Annotated in this window: 18 protein-coding genes and 1 tRNA gene; 9 read left to right on the top strand and 10 right to left on the bottom strand. The window is 55.7% G+C overall.

What is annotated here, in order from left to right:
- Positions 1 to 147: 147 nt before the first annotated feature.
- A complete protein-coding gene (locus tag JOE09_RS08555; protein WP_205065471.1) occupies positions 148 to 462 on the top strand; it encodes a YlcI/YnfO family protein in 315 nt (104 codons plus the stop codon).
- A 355-nt stretch (positions 463 to 817) separates the two neighbouring features.
- On the opposite strand, the gene JOE09_RS08560 is transcribed toward JOE09_RS08555, so the two are convergent.
- The 7 genes from JOE09_RS08560 to JOE09_RS08590 form a co-directional block, all read right to left on the bottom strand.
- A complete protein-coding gene (locus tag JOE09_RS08560; protein WP_205065472.1) occupies positions 818 to 1,369 on the bottom strand; it encodes a BRO-N domain-containing protein in 552 nt (183 codons plus the stop codon).
- Positions 1,362 to 2,177: an antA/AntB antirepressor family protein gene (locus tag JOE09_RS08565; RefSeq protein ID WP_239553022.1), complete on the bottom strand. Its 816-nt coding sequence runs from the start codon at positions 2,175 to 2,177 to the stop codon at positions 1,362 to 1,364. Before JOE09_RS08565 ends, JOE09_RS08560 begins: the two co-directional genes overlap by 8 nt.
- Positions 2,178 to 2,206: 29 nt before the next feature.
- Positions 2,207 to 2,626, bottom strand: a complete 420-nt coding sequence (locus tag JOE09_RS08570; protein WP_205065474.1) for a hypothetical protein — start codon at positions 2,624 to 2,626, stop codon at positions 2,207 to 2,209.
- Positions 2,626 to 2,823 (bottom strand): helix-turn-helix transcriptional regulator, encoded by a 198-nt coding sequence (locus JOE09_RS08575; RefSeq protein ID WP_205065475.1) that lies wholly within the window; start codon positions 2,821 to 2,823, stop codon positions 2,626 to 2,628. The genes JOE09_RS08570 and JOE09_RS08575 overlap by 1 nt, the downstream gene beginning before the upstream one ends.
- A 125-nt stretch (positions 2,824 to 2,948) precedes the next feature.
- Positions 2,949 to 3,899: a hypothetical protein gene (locus tag JOE09_RS08580; protein WP_205065476.1), complete on the bottom strand. Its 951-nt coding sequence runs from the start codon at positions 3,897 to 3,899 to the stop codon at positions 2,949 to 2,951.
- 146 nt (positions 3,900 to 4,045) lie between these two features.
- Complete coding sequence (locus tag JOE09_RS08585; RefSeq protein WP_205065477.1) at positions 4,046 to 5,260, bottom strand: tyrosine-type recombinase/integrase; 1,215 nt, start codon at positions 5,258 to 5,260, stop codon at positions 4,046 to 4,048.
- Positions 5,261 to 5,426: 166 nt separating this feature from the next.
- A tRNA-Arg gene (locus JOE09_RS08590) sits at positions 5,427 to 5,503 on the bottom strand.
- Between the two features lie 181 nt (positions 5,504 to 5,684).
- Here JOE09_RS08590 and folD point away from each other — a divergent pair.
- The 3 genes from folD (at position 5,685) to adhP (ending at position 8,026) form a co-directional block, all read left to right on the top strand.
- Positions 5,685 to 6,551 (top strand): bifunctional methylenetetrahydrofolate dehydrogenase/methenyltetrahydrofolate cyclohydrolase FolD, encoded by an 867-nt coding sequence (gene folD, locus JOE09_RS08595; protein WP_205065478.1) that lies wholly within the window; start codon positions 5,685 to 5,687, stop codon positions 6,549 to 6,551.
- Positions 6,551 to 6,763, top strand: coding sequence for a ribosome-associated protein YbcJ (gene ybcJ / locus JOE09_RS08600; RefSeq protein WP_105590893.1), 213 nt, complete (start codon positions 6,551 to 6,553; stop codon positions 6,761 to 6,763). The genes folD and ybcJ overlap by 1 nt, the downstream gene beginning before the upstream one ends.
- A 246-nt stretch (positions 6,764 to 7,009) precedes the next feature.
- Positions 7,010 to 8,026: an alcohol dehydrogenase AdhP gene (adhP, locus tag JOE09_RS08605; RefSeq protein ID WP_105590892.1), complete on the top strand. Its 1,017-nt coding sequence runs from the start codon at positions 7,010 to 7,012 to the stop codon at positions 8,024 to 8,026.
- Positions 8,027 to 8,072: 46 nt separating this feature from the next.
- On the opposite strand, the gene JOE09_RS08610 is transcribed toward adhP, so the two are convergent.
- Positions 8,073 to 8,723: a helix-turn-helix transcriptional regulator gene (locus JOE09_RS08610; protein WP_239552996.1), complete on the bottom strand. Its 651-nt coding sequence runs from the start codon at positions 8,721 to 8,723 to the stop codon at positions 8,073 to 8,075.
- Between the two features lie 113 nt (positions 8,724 to 8,836).
- Between JOE09_RS08610 and JOE09_RS08615 the strand changes: the two genes are divergently transcribed.
- Entirely contained in the window at positions 8,837 to 10,237 is a 1,401-nt protein-coding gene (locus JOE09_RS08615) for an MFS transporter (protein ID WP_205065479.1), read from the top strand.
- A 15-nt stretch (positions 10,238 to 10,252) separates the two neighbouring features.
- Here the strand turns inward: JOE09_RS08615 and JOE09_RS08620 are convergent, their stop codons facing one another.
- Positions 10,253 to 11,350, bottom strand: a complete 1,098-nt coding sequence (locus JOE09_RS08620) for an AAA family ATPase (RefSeq protein ID WP_205065480.1) — start codon at positions 11,348 to 11,350, stop codon at positions 10,253 to 10,255.
- Positions 11,351 to 11,404: 54 nt separating this feature from the next.
- The gene (gene cysS / locus JOE09_RS08625; protein ID WP_205065481.1) at positions 11,405 to 12,790 is read right to left on the bottom strand and encodes a cysteine--tRNA ligase; all 1,386 of its coding nucleotides are present in this window, start codon (positions 12,788 to 12,790) and stop codon (positions 11,405 to 11,407) included.
- A gap of 237 nt (positions 12,791 to 13,027) precedes the next feature.
- Here cysS and ppiB point away from each other — a divergent pair, with 237 nt between their 5' ends.
- The 4 genes from ppiB to purK all read left to right on the top strand — a co-directional run bounded on the left by ppiB (position 13,028) and on the right by purK (position 15,961).
- Positions 13,028 to 13,522 carry a peptidylprolyl isomerase B gene (gene ppiB / locus JOE09_RS08630; RefSeq protein ID WP_105590887.1) on the top strand — a complete coding sequence of 165 codons (495 nt, stop codon included), beginning with the start codon at positions 13,028 to 13,030 and terminating at the stop codon, positions 13,520 to 13,522.
- A gap of 2 nt (positions 13,523 to 13,524) precedes the next feature.
- On the top strand, positions 13,525 to 14,241 hold the full coding sequence (gene lpxH / locus JOE09_RS08635; RefSeq protein WP_205065482.1) for a UDP-2,3-diacylglucosamine diphosphatase: 717 nt from the start codon (positions 13,525 to 13,527) through the stop codon (positions 14,239 to 14,241).
- A gap of 146 nt (positions 14,242 to 14,387) precedes the next feature.
- Positions 14,388 to 14,897, top strand: coding sequence for a 5-(carboxyamino)imidazole ribonucleotide mutase (gene purE / locus JOE09_RS08640; protein WP_205065483.1), 510 nt, complete (start codon positions 14,388 to 14,390; stop codon positions 14,895 to 14,897).
- On the top strand, positions 14,894 to 15,961 hold the full coding sequence (purK, locus tag JOE09_RS08645) for a 5-(carboxyamino)imidazole ribonucleotide synthase (RefSeq protein ID WP_205065484.1): 1,068 nt from the start codon (positions 14,894 to 14,896) through the stop codon (positions 15,959 to 15,961). Before purE ends, purK begins: the two co-directional genes overlap by 4 nt.
- The last annotated feature ends 455 nt before the right edge of the window (positions 15,962 to 16,416 follow it).

The raw sequence follows: 16,416 nt of genomic DNA on the forward strand, positions 1-16,416 counted from the left end.
GGCTTCGCTGTTTTGTGCCTTACCTGTGTTTCACCTGTGGATAAGGTGTGCATTCTATTTAATGATAGGTGTGCATCCTTGTCAATGCTTTTAAATGCACACTCCTTAATGTAATGTAAGACACCAGCGATCATTACAGGAGGCTCAATGGCTACAGGTAGCGTCAACAACAAGTCACAGATAAAAAATGTCCGGGTGCCACACGATGTCTTAAGCGACATGGAGTGTGTAAAGCAGAGCGGGGAGTCAACGGCAGGCTTCATCGTTACCGCAATGCGTAGCGAAATAACCCGCCGCCAGCTTGAAGGCCGTGAGGATACACTGCTGCTATCGTCCCTCGACGCGCTGGCCCGCATTGAGGAGATCGGCGCGAAAGCCGGCGAGGATATCCAGCAGCTGGTTAGTGTTGCCCGTACAGAACTACAACGACGCGCACCAAAGTCAGACGCTGCTGAAGACTGATCCACCTGCTGAGCAACGAGGGCTGCGCCAGGCGCGCCGCCCGCTTCATCGCCCTGCACTATCCCAGAGCGCATACTGGTCTCAAAACTCCTGCCTCTATCGTTACAACTGATAGAAAATTGCCCTGATATATCTATATTTGTTGCTATTTCCGTGAATATCGCACCCTGATTGCGGGGGATATTGACAGCTTTTGACAGCCATGCTGATAAACGCGCCGCCAGGCGAGCGTCAGGTTTTGACAGGTTCTCAAAGTGAGGTTTTGTAAGGTTGTGGCTGAGTTTAGCTAAGCCGAAAAACTTAACAGAACTTAACAGGACAGCCAGCGGAAAGCTCTCCATCTGGACGGAAATCATCAATGAAACTCCGGCAGCTGCGGCTGATGTTTAAGCCACAGCGCGGCCTCTTCAGCAGCGAGGCTGTCCTTTTCGCTTTTGCATGCCTGCAGGTCTTTCCCGCGTTTGCTGGCCTTCCGGTCATAGGATGCTTTGCGCTTGCTGTGGTCATTCAGGAACGCGAAGGGCACGCCATACGCACCTGTTTTGCGGATAGACGGGATCACATCACGGAATACCCAATTGGTGAACCGGTGGGCAAATGTGCCGGGCGTGCTGGCCTTCCTGCTGCGGGCGATCAGTTTGTAGAAACCAGACTCCGCAACGACACCGTGACGCGGGTTACCCCGATTACCGTAGGTTAAAGCTACAGTATTCTTTTCGTCGTCATCCAAAGACTTCAAAGCATCGCGTGAGTTGACGATATCCAGCGCCTCGCAAATATCTTTAGCAACGAACCACGGCACGCCATATACATTCACAATGCGAACGGTCTTACCTTCAAACTTAATTACCGAAATATCGCTGCTATTAGCGGTGAACGTCGCTTTACTGCCGGTGGATTTAGTCATGGCTAACCCCCAGTCGCTTAGCCAGCCAGCGCTGTGACAGGCGCACCAGTTCCGGCTTACGCTGCTCATACGGCAGGCCCATATCGATCAGCGTGATGTTGGTGCTTTCCAGGTAGGTGAGGTGCTCCAGCTGTTCGGCATTCATGCCGTCACGCGGTTCACCGGCTACCCCGTTCACCTGCGCCCACTGCTTCGCCGTCAGGCCAGCCAGGACGATGCGGGCGATCATGTTGCTCTCGTTGGAGTAGTGGCGGGGCAATGTCTGCTTACCCTGTTCAGCGCGGGCAGCCTCCAGTGCGGCGCACATCGGCGTGAACATGTTGGCGGCACTAATACGCGCTTTGAGCTGGCGGCGGTATTTGGCTGCTATCGCTGGCGCACTGAGCTGTAACGCCTCCTCGCACTGGATGAAGTACCGGCGCACGGCACGGCCCTGATCGTTGCGCTCGAGCATTGCGATTTCTTTAGCCGTGCTGATTGTCAGCAGGTAATCTTTGCCGGGTCGTCCTGCGGCAACCGGGCTGGAAGCCTTGCTATCCGGGCTTTTCCCCAATTTTGGGGAAATCAATTTATGGACGACGTAATCGCTCCCGATACCAAAGCCATAATCAGTGATGCGGTCGGTGATCCAGGAAGAGAAGTCTTTCCCGACGCCCAGCGCTTTATGCAGTGCCTTAGCGCTCACAATACTGGTTTCGCGCCCGCCAATCTGACCAGAAGTAACCGGGACAATAGCGGCAAAGTCATTGCCGTTAATATCGGCCATGCTGTTTTCAGAGTGAGTGAGGCCCTGCCCGGTGATGGGCATATTTTCAGTTTTCATTTTTCAGGCTCCGATTAAGCGGGGGTGAATGCGTCCGGATATAAGGTCAGGATGTCGTTAACTTCCAGCTGCGACAGGCCGATATAGCCACCAGCTGAGGCATTACGGTTAACGAGCTGGATCACGCGCATTACGTCAGCACGGCAAGTAATGCGGTACCGGAAGTGGCTGCCGATCCCGTCGCCGTTCGGCTCGTCGATACGCTCCAGGCGAATATCGAGCTGACGTTCTAACTCTGTCGCATAATTGCGGGCGCTGGACAGTCGGCAGTACCGCAGAATCTCGTTTTCCGTGAAGCCATTCACGCCGGTGCGCATCATGTAGCAGCGTGCGCGGTGCTTTTTCGGGGCTGGTTTGTTGGTGCTGGTGGGGGTATTATCGAAGGCGCTGACCTGTTCGATAATGCCCGCCTCTGTGCGGGTTTTCTTTTGCATTATGCAGCCTCCCCGCGCGACTCAGCGATGCGCTGATTTACCCATTCATCAACTTCACTTTCGATAAATGCGATAGCGCGCGTGCCTATTTTCACTGCAGATGGGAAGCGTTTCTGGCTCATGAGCCGGTAGATCCACGCCTTGCTGTAACCAGTTCGGCGCTGAACTTCTGGAAGCCTGATAAGTGTCTGAGTCATAGTGTTCTCCCGTAGACCTTGTAATAACAGGAGCTATTTCAGACAAAAAACTCTATGTTTTCTATAACCATACACTACAGAGCGTATGGTCTGCGCCGTAGAGCATACATCCTTCGCTACAGCACCTACCATTTAACGCCATGTTTTTTTGCGCACAACAGTATCCAGTGTCTTACTGTGAGCAGACTATAGTAAAAACCTTTTTCTTCTAACCACACCTTGTAATAGTCAGCAGCCACTACCGAACTTTTGAAATCATCTCGCTTCACAATCCAATCTGCACAAACTATTTCCTTTGCCTCGCGATTACTTTTGTGTCTTGAATCAGTCGCTTTTTTCAGATTTTCTTTTTTTACAACTTCATCTTTAGAATTAGCCAACAACTGAATCTCAAGGTTTTTTTTAAGCTGATTAACTTCCTCTTTCAATAAGGAGATAGTCCTCTCTAAGCGATATTCTGCTTCATTTTGTTCTCCATAACTTAGCGATTTCATAGCCTTCATCGCAGCGCGAGTTATGGGATTTAGCATTGCCATGCTGGTTTTGAAAACTCCGAGTTTATCCTGATGGCTTTCCATAGATCGAATGAATGTCACAGCGTCGGCAGTCATCGAAAGAGCCATCGCGTAGAAGTATTCGCACGGATCCGCGTCAATAAATCCTTCATCAGTTTCATTATCTTTCATCCATTCGATAACTTCAGACAGCGCATCTACCTCATCCATGTTTTCGAAGTTAGGTACGTTTAACTCGCGTTTGTCTCCAATGAACACCATTTTATAGCCATGACGCTCCTGCTCTATAGCAAATGGATACAGGTCTAAATCTTCATCATTATAAGAAAGCATCAAACTAGATCTGGTTTCATCTTCAAGCCTTTGTATCTCCTTTACCTCCTCTTCGTGGAAATAAATTTCAATTAACTCGAAAATTAAATTTTGAACATAAGTTATTTGTTCATTGGTTCTTTTTTTTATTTTAAGTCTCCATCTCGCTGAATTTGCTATATCTTTCAATGCTTCCACGGGATAAAGGGGTATCACGCTATCTAAAGGTTGAAATTTTTCTTCAGCCATATTATCGCCACCTCGCGCCCTCTCATTTAGCGGCTATGTCAGCCCACAGAGGTGTGCGGGTTTTCGGGGATCAGCCTAGACATAGCCTATTCTTTGTTCGTCTACTGAAGTCTACTATCAACCACTACCACTGTCTATTCATCCAGTTAAGCGCGTTTTCCGAATGTGCCATGAACTACGTTTTCGCCGTTCGCCAACGCTTCCATATAGTCGGCATACCACTGGAGCATCTCCCGGCGGCCGTCCAGGTACTGGGCGTGGTTGTAAGTGCCGCGGATCGAGTTTTTATCGACGTGGGCCAGCTGTGTTTCAATCCAGGCAGTGTTGTACCCCTGCTCGTGCAGGATGGTGCTCATGGTGTGCCGGAAACCGTGCCCTGTGGCTTTGCCGTCATAGCCAATACGTTTGATCACCTGGTTGATGCTGGCCTCACTCATTGGCTTACCGGCGTCGTTACGGCCAGGGAAAACATACTTACCGCGGCCAGTGAGCTGGTGGATTTCCTCCAGCAGCGCTTTCACCTGGTTGGATAGCGGCACAACGTGCGGCCGGCGCATCTTCATACGTTCTGCAGGTATCTGCCATAAGTCCTTATCCAGATCGATATCAGCCCACTCAGAGGCGCGCAGCTCGATTGTCCGCAGGCCGGTGAGCATCAGCAGGCTGGTGGCAGAACGTGTCACCATACTGCCGCTGTAGTCGCTCAGCGCATTAAGGAAGCCGGGTAGCTGGTCGAGGCTCAGGTGAGGGAAGTGTTTCTGCTTCGGCGCTTTCAATGCGCCAGCGAGATCGGTAACGGGGTTATTCTCTGCCCGGCCGGTGATCACCGCATGGGTGAATATTTGCCTGCAGGCCTGCCTAGTCTTCTTCAGCTTGTCCAGCACGCCACGCTGTTCCATCTTACGCAGCACGGCCAGCATCTCAGCTGGTTTAATGTCGTTGATCGCGCGCTTACCGATAAAGGGGAAAATATCTTTGGAGAGATATTCCAGAATGTCGGAGGCATAGCCTTCTGACCAGTTGCCTTTTTTGTGGTCATGCCACTCAATGGCGATCGCCTCGAAGCTATTCTGAACGGCTAATACTTTGGCTTGTTTCTCGGCCTGCTTCTCCTGCCCCGGATCGCCACCAGCTGCCAATACCTTTTTTGCGACATCGCGACGACGCCGGGCGTCGGCCAGTGGCACATCAGGATATACCCCCACCGCCAGCAACTTCTCTTTGCCCGCAACGCGGTATTTCAGCCGCCAGTATTTTGCACCGTTAGGATTCACCAGCAGATACAGGCCGCCGCCGTCAGCAAGCTTATAGGGCTTATCCTTTCCTTTGGCAGACTCAACCTGGCGGGCGTTAAGCTTCATTTTGGGGGTATCTCATTTCATTGAACGGGACTATACCCCCAAATGTACCCCCACAGGGTTGTAGACTTCAATAGATGTTAGTACACGTCACGATAACGAGATTTCGCTTGAAAGGCTGATTTAATGGGGTTTTGTAGACTTTGAGATAATTCAGGAGAGATGAAAATGGCACGCCCTACAGGATTCGAACCTGTGACCTACGGCTTAGAAGGCCGGTGCTCTATCCAGCTGAGCTAAGGGCGCACGGTGAGTGGGTCGGATTATACGGTCAACCTCCGCTTAGTCAACGATTTTACCGCCTTTCGCCACCCGATGCCGAAGTAATGAACGATATCCTGCCAATCTCCGCCTGACAGCAGCGCCCGCTTCTGACAAAATAGGGCCAATCCCCGATTTAACTCAACACAGATGGATCACCTCTCTGATGGTAGCAAAAATTATTGACGGTAAAACGATTGCGCAGCAGGTGCGGCAAGAGGTTGCGGAAAAAGTACAGCAGCGTCTGGCAGCCGGCAAACGTGCACCTGGCCTGGCCGTAGTTCTGGTGGGCGAGAACCCGGCGTCGCAAATCTATGTCGGCAGCAAACGTCGTGCCTGTGAAGAGGTCGGTTTCCTCTCCCGCTCTTACGATCTACCCGCAACAACCAGCGAAGCCGAGCTGCTGGATCTGATTACCGAGCTGAACAACGATCCGGCGATTGACGGTATTCTGGTGCAGCTGCCGCTGCCGGCCGGCATTGACAACGTGAAGGTGCTGGAGCATATCTCTCCGGCAAAAGATGTGGACGGCTTCCACCCTTACAACGTCGGTCGTCTGTGCCAGCGCGCGCCGAAGCTGCGTCCGTGCACGCCACGCGGCATTGTCACGCTGCTGGAGCGCTACAATATTGACACCTTCGGCCTGAATGCCGTGGTGGTCGGAGCCTCAAACATCGTGGGCCGCCCGATGAGCATGGAGCTGCTGCTGGCCGGCTGCACCACCACCGTAACTCACCGCTTCACCAAAAATCTGCGTCATCACGTGGAGCACGCCGACCTGCTGGTGGTTGCCGTTGGCAAGCCCGGCTTTATTCCCGGCGAGTGGATTAAGCCTGGTGCGATTGTGATCGATGTGGGCATCAACCGTCTGGAAAGCGGCAAAGTGGTGGGCGATGTGGAGTTTGAAACCGCCTCCGAGCGTGCTTCCTATATCACTCCGGTGCCGGGCGGCGTGGGTCCGATGACCGTAGCAACCCTGATTCAGAATACCCTGCAGGCCTGTGAAGGCAGCGATAATGGAGCAGCAGAATAATGGCAACTTTTTCCCTTGGCGATCATCCACATGTGGATCTCTGTGACCTGTTGAAGCTGGAAGGCTGGGTTGAAAGCGGCGCAATGGCTAAATCCCTGATTGCCGACGGTTACGTGACCGTCAACGGCGCGGTGGAAACCCGCAAGCGCTGCAAAATCGTGGCCGGTCAGACCGTCGAATTCGATGGCAATCAGGTTACCGTTACCGCCTGACGCTCAACAAACGCATCAAACGGCCGAGAACACGTCTGTTTGTCAGCTTAAGCCGCCATTCTTCGGGATAGCGGCTTTTTTATGCCGATGTAAACAGCCGATGCTCTGTATTACGGCAACCTGCTCAAGATTTCTCCATTCTCCTACCCACAAATGATTACTCCGTTGATAGTTGATTCATATCAATAAATTACCGACAGCAGGCGTTACCCTCCCTTATCCCCTGTTAAACGGAAGAGGTAAAGCATGAAAGCTGCTGTAGTCACTCACGATCACAAAGTGAACGTTGTTGAAAAAACCCTCCGCCCACTCAAGCACGGCGAAGCCCTGTTAAAAATGGATTGCTGTGGCGTGTGCCATACCGACCTGCATGTTAAAAATGGTGATTTCGGTGATAAAACCGGTGTGATTCTTGGCCACGAAGGCGTGGGCGTCGTCAAGGAAATCGGTCCGGGCGTCACCTCGCTGAAGCCCGGCGATCGCGCCAGCGTAGCCTGGTTCTTCAAGGGCTGCGGCCACTGTGAGTACTGCAACAGCGGTAATGAAACCCTGTGCCGTGACGTGGTTAACGCAGGCTACACCGCCGACGGCGGCATGGCGGAAGAGTGCATCGTGGTGGCGGACTACGCGGTCAAAGTGCCGGATGGCCTGGACTCCGCGGCGGCAAGCAGCGTGACCTGCGCCGGGGTTACCACCTATAAAGCAGTGAAAGTCTCCGGTATTGCACCGGGTAAATGGCTGGTGATCTACGGCCTTGGCGGTCTGGGCAACCTGGCGCTGCAGTACGCTAAAAACGTCTTTAACGCGAAGGTGATTGCCGTTGACGTCAACGATTCGCAGCTGCAGTTCGCCAAAGATATGGGCGCGGATATGGTGATCAACTCACGCAATGAAGACGCGGCAAAACTGATTCAGGAACGCGTGGGCGGCGCTCATGCGGCGGTAGTGACTGCCGTTGCTAAAGCGGCCTTTAACTCAGCGGTAGACGCCATGCGCGCCGGTGGGCGTATCGTGGCCGTTGGCCTACCGCCGGAGTCGATGAGCCTGAATATTCCGCGCCTGGTGCTGGACGGTATTCAGGTGGTGGGATCGCTGGTTGGCACGCGAGAAGATCTGGCCGAAGCCTTCCAGTTTGCTGCCGAAGGTAAAGTGTTGCCGAAGGTCACCCGCCGTCCGCTGGAAGATATCAACACTATCTTCCACGAAATGGAAAGCGGCACTATCGTTGGCCGTATGGTGATTGATTTTACCGGGGCGAAATAATCCCCTTTAACCGGCCTGCACTACGCAGGCCGGTTGTCCCCTACAGCTACTCGCTACACGGCTGTACCCGATAGGCGCAGCGACGCGCCTGGCTGAGAATATGCTCAACGCGTACCACGTCGGCGTGCAGCACTTCGCTAAAGATGGCCTGTTCCGCCCGGCAAAATCCCTGACAGACCGTTGCCGCCGCGCAGATAGGACAGTGGTTCTCAATCAGCAGCAGGCTGCCATCATCCAGCACCTCATACTCCGCCATATAGCCTTCGGCAGAACGGATCTCCGCCAGCCGCGCAACGCGTTCGGTTAAACCGCCAAGCGCAGCCAGTTCGTGCCGATAAAACTCGCGGGTTTTCTTCTCGCGCTTTTCAATCAGCAGATCGATTCCCTGCTCGCCAAACGTTTCTCTGACGATCTCCAGCAGCTGGACGGTCAGTTCGGGGTGAGTATCCGGAAACTGCTTCTGCCCTTCCGCCGTCAGCTGCCAGAACTGCGAAGGGCGGCCCACACCGCGCGATTTAGAGAAGGCGGCAACCAGCCCCTCCGCTGCCAGCTTGTTGAACTGCTGGCGCGCGGCTTCTGCGGTTATTCCCAACACCTTTCCCGCTTCAGCAGCCTGCTGTGGACCACGGGTTTTCAGCAGATGAAGCAGCCGCTGTGATGTCGATAAGTGCTCTTCATGTGAAGGTTCCGTTGACAAGATTTTTATACCCCCACTAATATTCCAAGTGTTTTCTTGTTTTATTAATTTACCTCAGAGCTGTGCGGCCGACAACATCTGAGCGAATAACCATTATGCCTCACGGAGTCACTATGTCATCGCATGAAGGGAACTGGGGAGATCTGCTCTCCGGTCAGAATGCCGCACGCTCGGCTGCACTTTCCGGCGGCGTTGCGCTGCACGCCATCAATATCTATATCGCCACCACCGTGCTGCCGTCGGTCGTTCAGGAGATCGGCGGGCTGAATCTGTATGCGTGGAACACTACGCTGTTCGTGGTTGCCTCGATACTCGGTTCGGCACTGACCAGCCGCACGCTGAACCGCACCGGTGCACGCGGTGCTTATATGATTGCCATCACGCTGTTCCTTGCTGGCAGCCTGCTGTGCGCCCTGGCACCGTCGATGCTGGTGATGCTGCTGGGCCGTACCGTGCAGGGGCTGGGCGGCGGTTTCCTGTTCGCGCTGGGCTACGCGATGATCTACGAAGTATTTGAGAAGTCGCTGTGGCCGCGTGCCTTTGCGCTGGTGTCGGGCATGTGGGGCGTTGCCACGCTGGTTGGCCCGGCGATCGGCGGTATCTTTGCCGATATCAACGCCTGGCGGATGGCATTTGGCTTTCTTGTTCCGGTGTCGCTGCTGTACGCCTGGCTTATCTGGCGTGCGCTGCCCGCCGATGCTCAGGATCGCGGGCCTGCCGCGCCGCTGCCGGGTATCCAGCTGCTGCTGCTGACGGCGGCGGTGCTGGCCATCAGCCTCGGCAGTACCGAAGCGGATCTGAGCTATAACCTGCTCGGGGTTGGCGTGGCGGTGATTCTGGTGGCGATACTGGTACGTCGTGAACTGAAAGGCGACGCTGGCCTGCTGCCGCGCAATGCGCTGCGCCTTCATTCACCGCTGCTGATGCTGTATCTGACCATCGGCCTGCTGGTGGTCGGCATGACCAGTGAAACCTTCGTGCCCTACTTCCTGCAGCACCTGCACGGCCAGTCTCCGCTGATGTCGGGCTATCTGGCGGCGCTGATGGCGGCCGGCTGGACGCTGGCCGAGGTCTGGAGCTCCGGCTGGCAGGGCAAACGTATTACGCTGGCGATTGTTATTGGCCCGGTGCTGGTGCTGGCCGGGATGGTAATGCTGGCGCTGGCGATTCCGGTACAGATCGCCGAGGGCATCACGCTGCTGGTGGCGATCTCGCTGGCGCTGCTGCTGGTAGGCTTCGGGATTGGTATCGGCTGGCCGCATCTGCTGACCCGGGTGCTGGAGGTAACGCCTGCAGAAGATCAGGACGCCGCCGCCACCTCGATTTCTACCGTACAGCTATTCGCTACCGCGCTGGGCGCTGCACTCTCCGGCATGCTGGCGAATATGGGCGGGCTGAACGTGCCGGGCGGCACCGAGGGGGCAATCAGCGCTTCGCGGGTGCTGTTTGGCGTGCTGGCGCTGGCACCGCTGCTGGCAATCTACAGCGCCAGCCGGGCGGCTAAAGCCAGCTAACCTGAACGATGCCGCTCAAACGGCGGTATCGCTTATCACCGTTGCGCCATCCACCTGGCCCAATTGGTAATGGCGCACCTCGGCATGTTCAGCAATCAGCTGTGCCAGCAGCGGCGAATGGCTGGTCACCCACAGCTGGCTGTAGCGGCTGGCTTCGGCAATCAGCTCAGCGAGCGCGGGCAGCAGATCGGGATGCAGGCTGTTTTCCGGTTCGTTAAGCGCCATAAAAGCGGGAGGACGCGGGCTGAGCAGCGCCACCACCAGGCAGAGAAAGCGCAGCGTGCCGTCGGACAATTCGGCAGACTCCAGCGGCCGCAGAATACCCTGGCGATGCATCAACAGCTGAAAACGCCCGCCCTGTGCGTCCACTTCAAAACGACTGTCGGGAAACGCCCGTTCAAGGATCGAAAACAGCAGCTCGCTGTGCCCGCGTTCGCGAATGGTTTCAAAGGCGGCGGCCAGGTTGCTGCCGTCGTGGGCCAGTACCGGTGAGCGAATGCCCACCTGCGGCGCGCGCAGCGCACTGCCCGGCCACACGGCAAATTCGTGGTAGAAACGCCAGCCGCGCAGGCTTTCGCGCACCTGCGACACCTCCGGGTAAAGATGCGGTTCCGCCAGCTGAGCAAACACCGACTCTTCCGCGTGCAGTGAGGCCGGATAAGCCACTCTTTCACCCTCGATATTTTGCAAAAACGCAGTCTGGTTGTTGCGCTCCAGCAGCTGCGCCGATCGGCGGCGTCGCTGGCCGCTCAGCCACAGCTGTTCTTTTTTCACCAGCGGGTCAAGGTTAAACAGGCTGATCAGCGGCTCGGGAAAACCAATTTCCAGCTGATAGTCGAAGTCGCTCATCTCAACCGCCAGCACCATGCGTTTGAGTTCGCTGTTGCGTTCACCCGGCCGCTTTCCACCCGCCCACATCGCCTTCTGAATGCCACCGTCCTGCGCCAGCCCCAGCGACAGGCGTTCGCACGCCGCTTCGTGCAGCAAACGCACCGCTTTATACAGATTGGATTTGCCGCAGCCGTTGGGACCACTGATGACATTCAGCTGGCCGAGTTCAAACTCAAGATGGCGGATGGAGCGATAGTTAGTGAGGGCAAACTGACGGATCATATTCACACATCCCTAAATGAAACGGGCCAGCGATTGCTGGCCCGGAGTGAGGGGTTACTTACGGCGCCAGCTGGTACCGGCAGGGCCATCCTCGAGGATAATGCCCAGCTCATTCAGCTTGTCGCGGGCCACATCGGCCTGCGCCCAGTTTTTCTCTTTACGCGCATCGTTGCGCATTTTAATCAGCGCTTCGATCTCCGCCACTTCATCATCGCTGCTCTGCGCACCGCTTTGCAGGAACAGTTCAGGGTCCTGCTCCAGCAGGCCAAGCACACCTGCCAGCTGGCGCAAACGGGCAGCCAGCGCATCGGCGGCGGTTTTATCTTCTGACTTCAGGCGGTTAACCTCACGCGCCAGGTCGAACAGCGCTGAGTAGGCTTCCGGCGTGTTGAAATCGTCATCCATCGCCTCGCGGAAGCGGGCCTCAAACGCTTCGCCACCGGCAGGCGCTGCCGACGCATCGGTATTACGCAGCGAGGTGTAGAGGCGTTCCAGCGCAGCGCGCGCCTGGTTCAGGTTATCTTCGCCGTAGTTCAGCTGGCTGCGATAGTGGCCGGACATCAGGAAGTAACGCACGGTTTCCGCGTCGTAGTGCGCCAGCACGTCGCGCACGGTAAAGAAGTTGTTCAGCGATTTTGACATCTTCTCGCGGTCAACCATCACCATGCCGGAGTGCATCCAGTAGTTCACATACGGGCCGTCATGGGCGCAGGTGGACTGGGCGATTTCGTTTTCATGGTGCGGGAACATCAGATCGGAACCGCCGCCGTGAATATCAAAGTGATGGCCAAGCTGTTTGCAGTTCATCGCCGAGCACTCAATGTGCCAGCCCGGACGGCCGTTGCCCCACGGCGATGCCCAACCCGGCTCATCGGACTTGGACATTTTCCACAGCACGAAGTCCATCGGGTTGCGTTTTACATCCGCCACTTCCACGCGCGCACCGGCCTGCAGCTGTTCCAGATCCTGGCGCGACAGCGAACCGTAGGTCGGGTCGCTGTCTACAGAGAACATCACATCGCCGTTGCTGGCGACATAGGCGTGCTCGCGGGCGATCAGCGTGCTCACCAGTTCGATGATTTCATCAATATGGCGGGTCGCACGCGGCTCCTGGTCCGGCGGCAGAATGTTTAGCGCGGCAAAATCGGTGTGCATTTCGGCAATCATTCGGTCGGTCAGTTCACCGATCGTTTCGCCATTCTCGTTGGCACGTTTGATGATTTTGTCATCAATATCGGTGATGTTACGCACGTACTTCAGTGAATAGCCGAGGTAGCGCAGGTAGCGAGCCACCACGTCAAACGCCACAAAGGTCCTGCCGTGTCCAATGTGACAGAGGTCATAAACGGTAATGCCGCACACGTACATGCCAACTTGACCGGCATGGATAGGTTTAAATTCCTCTTTTTGACGACTCAGGGTGTTGAAAATCTTTAGCATTGAGACATTCCGTTTTAGGCGTGTGCGGGGTTAATGATAAAAATGATAATCCCGTATTCTGACGCATTTTTCATGCCAGCGCTACGCCAGGTATCGCTATAGCGCGGATGATGTTATGCAGCAGGGCTGACTCGCCATCACATTTTGTGATATAAGACCCGTCTGCCGCACGGAGCGGACATTTGTCCATTCTACCGACGCGCATTCTTAATACTCTAACCCTGACAGGATGAAAATATGGTCACTTTCCAGACTAACCACGGCGATATCGTAATCAAAACTTTCGATGACAAAGCGCCGGCAACCGTAAAAAACTTCCTGGAGTACTGCCGTGAAGGTTTCTACGACAACACCATTTTTCACCGCGTAATTAACGGTTTCATGATTCAGGGCGGCGGTTTCGAACCCGGCATGAAGCAGAAAAACACCAAAGACGAGATCCGCAACGAAGCGAACAACGGTCTGAAGAACACCAAAGGCACCCTGGCGATGGCGCGTACTCAGGCACCGCACTCTGCTACCGCACAGTTCTTTATCAACGTTGCCGACAACGACTTCCTGAACTTCCGTGACGAAAGCCTGCAGGGCTGGGGTTACTGCGTGTTCGCTGAAGTGGTTGAAGGTATGGACGTGGTTGAGAAAATCAAAGCCGTTTCTACCGGCCGCAGCGGTATGCACCAGGACGTGCCAAAAGACGACGTGATTATCCAGAAAGTCACCGTCAGCGAGTAATAATGTCGCACACGCTGTTTATCGCAGATATCCATCTGTGTGTTGAGGAACCGGCAATTACTGCCGGTTTTCTTCATTTTTTACGCCGGGAAGCGCAGCATGCTGACGCCCTCTATATTCTTGGCGATTTGTTTGAGGCCTGGATCGGCGACGACGATCCGAATCCGCTACACGCCGAAGTCGCTCAGGCTCTGAGCCAGCTCAACATCCCCTGCTTCTTTATTCACGGTAACCGCGATTTCCTGGTCGGCAAACGCTTTGCCCACGCCGCAGGCATGACTCTGCTGCCGGAAGAGCAACTGCTGGATCTTTACGGTAAGCGCGTGCTGATTATGCACGGCGATACGCTCTGTACCGATGATGTCGGCTATCTGCGTTTCCGAGCCAAAGTGCATCAGCCCTGGCTGCAAAAACTGTTCCTCGCCCTGCCGCTATTTATTCGTCAGCGTATTGCGGTGAAAATGCGCGCCGGAAGTAAAGAGGCGAACAGCAGCAAAGATATGGCGATTATGGACGTGAATCAGCAGGCGGTTGAAGCAGCAATGCATCGCCATCATGCGCCAATCCTGATCCACGGCCACACCCATCGCCCGGCGGTGCATCAGCTGATGGTTGACGGTCACCCGGCCGAAAGAATTGTTCTGGGTGCCTGGCACGAGCAGGGATCGATGATCCGAGTCAGTGCAGAAGAGACGGCGCTGATTTCCTTCCCGTTCTGAATCATAATTTTGCCCTGAGATGGCGTGATAATCCGCTACGCAACCGTTTTCCTTGCCGCTGACTCATGCTATTCTCTCAGCCCTTCCCATCGGGTAGCCCCAGGGTTACTACGGTGACGTTTTACAATCACAGGAGTCAGCCCCGCATGTCATCTAACGCCGCACCGGCCCGCATTGCTATTGTTATGGGTTCCAAAAGTGACTGGGCAACCATGCAGTTTGCAGCGGAAATCCTCACCAGCCTGGACGTTCCCTTCCACTGTGAAGTGGTTTCTGCCCACCGTACCCCGGACAAGCTGTTCAGCTTTGCCGAACAGGCTGCGGATAACGGTTATCAGGTGATCATTGCAGGCGCAGGCGGCGCGGCTCACCTGCCGGGCATGCTGGCGGCCAAAACGCTGGTTCCGGTGCTGGGCGTGCCGGTACAGAGCGCGGCACTGAGCGGCGTCGACAGCCTTTATTCCATCGTGCAGATGCCGCGCGGTATTCCGGTTGGCACGCTGGCCATTGGTAAAGCCGGCGCAGCGAACTCGGCGCTGCTGGCGGCACAGATCGTTGCCCTGCATGATGCCGAGCTGGCAACACGTCTGGCGGCATGGCGCCAATCCCAGACCGATGAAGTGCTGAACAACCCGGACCCACGGGGTGAGGCATGAAACCGGTTTGCGTATTAGGTAACGGACAGCTTGGCCGCATGCTGCGCCAGGCGGGAGAACCGCTGGGGATCGCCGTTTATCCGGTCGGTCTGGATGCGGAACCGGAAGCGCTGCCGATTGCCGCCAGCGTAATTACCGCTGAAATTGAACGCTGGCCGGAAACCGCGCTGACTCGCGAACTGGCAGGTCATAACGCCTTTGTTAACCGCGATATTTTCCCCCAGCTGGCTGACCGTCTGACGCAAAAACAGCTGCTTGACCGGCTGGGTCTGGCCACCGCGCCGTGGCAGTTGCTTTCCTCCGCCGACCAGTGGCCGCAGGTGTTTACCACCCTCGGTGAACTGGCGATCGTTAAGCGCCGCACCGGTGGCTACGACGGACGCGGACAGTGGCGCCTGCACGCGAACGAAACCGGCTCACTGCCGGAAGAGTGCTACGGTGAATGCATCGTTGAGCGCGGCATTAACTTCTCCGGCGAAGTGTCGCTGGTAGGCGCACGCGGTCACGATGGCCGCACGGTATTCTATCCGCTGACTCATAACCTGCATCAGGACGGTATTCTGCGTACCAGCGTCATGCTGCCGGTGGTGAATGCTGCCCATCAGCAGCAGGCTGAGCAGATGCTGTCAGCCATCATGAACGAACTGAACTACGTCGGCGTGATGGCGATGGAGTGCTTCGTGGTGCCGGAAGGTCTGCTGATTAACGAGCTGGCCCCGCGCGTACACAACAGCGGCCACTGGACGCAGAATGGCGCATCAATTAGCCAGTTCGAGCTGCATCTGCGGGCGATCCTCGATCTGCCGCTGCCGAAGCCGGTGGTCAGCAGCCCGGCGGTGATGGTGAATCTGATCGGTACTGACGTGAATCTGGACTGGCTGCAGCAGCCGCTGGTGCATCTGCACTGGTACGATAAAGAAGTGCGTCCGGGCCGTAAGGTCGGCCACCTTAATCTGTCTGACGTTAGCACCGGAGCATTAAGCGACGCGCTGAATGCGATAGTGCCGATGCTGCCGGAAGAGTACGCCAGCGGGATTGCCTGGGCGGTTGAGAAGCTGGGCTGATCGCTTTTTGCTGAGCTTTGCTGGTTGGAAAAAACGGACCTTTTCAGGTCCGTTTTTTTATGGCTGTTACCCCCTGAATCCGGCTAATCGGTGTCGGGTTTGTGCCGCGGGAAGATCGCCGTCGGGTGTATCGGTGTCGGACGGGACTAATAACGTTGCTGCTTGCAGCTGCTGACGTTTAACGTTACTGCCTGTACATCCAATTCTCCTGCCCACAATAAGAAAGATGTCTCTGTCTTTTCATGCAGACGACATCACGTTTAGGTAGCCGACCGGTGGGTGTCCGGGCCGCAGCATCCGCAGCGCTGAACGAAGAGAGGAAGCCAGGATTCGGCCGCATGGACGCGGCCGAAAAGCGTAGCCGGGGCAGGACGCACCGTCTACGCTGGTCCGACAAGCTGACGAGCGAAGTGAAGGGACCGCGCAGCGGCGCGAGGACCCGCCAGGCCAGGGCA

The organism is Pantoea coffeiphila, assembly GCF_016909495.1.
In the GTDB taxonomy this organism is placed as follows: Bacteria; Pseudomonadota; Gammaproteobacteria; order Enterobacterales; family Enterobacteriaceae; genus Erwinia; species Erwinia coffeiphila.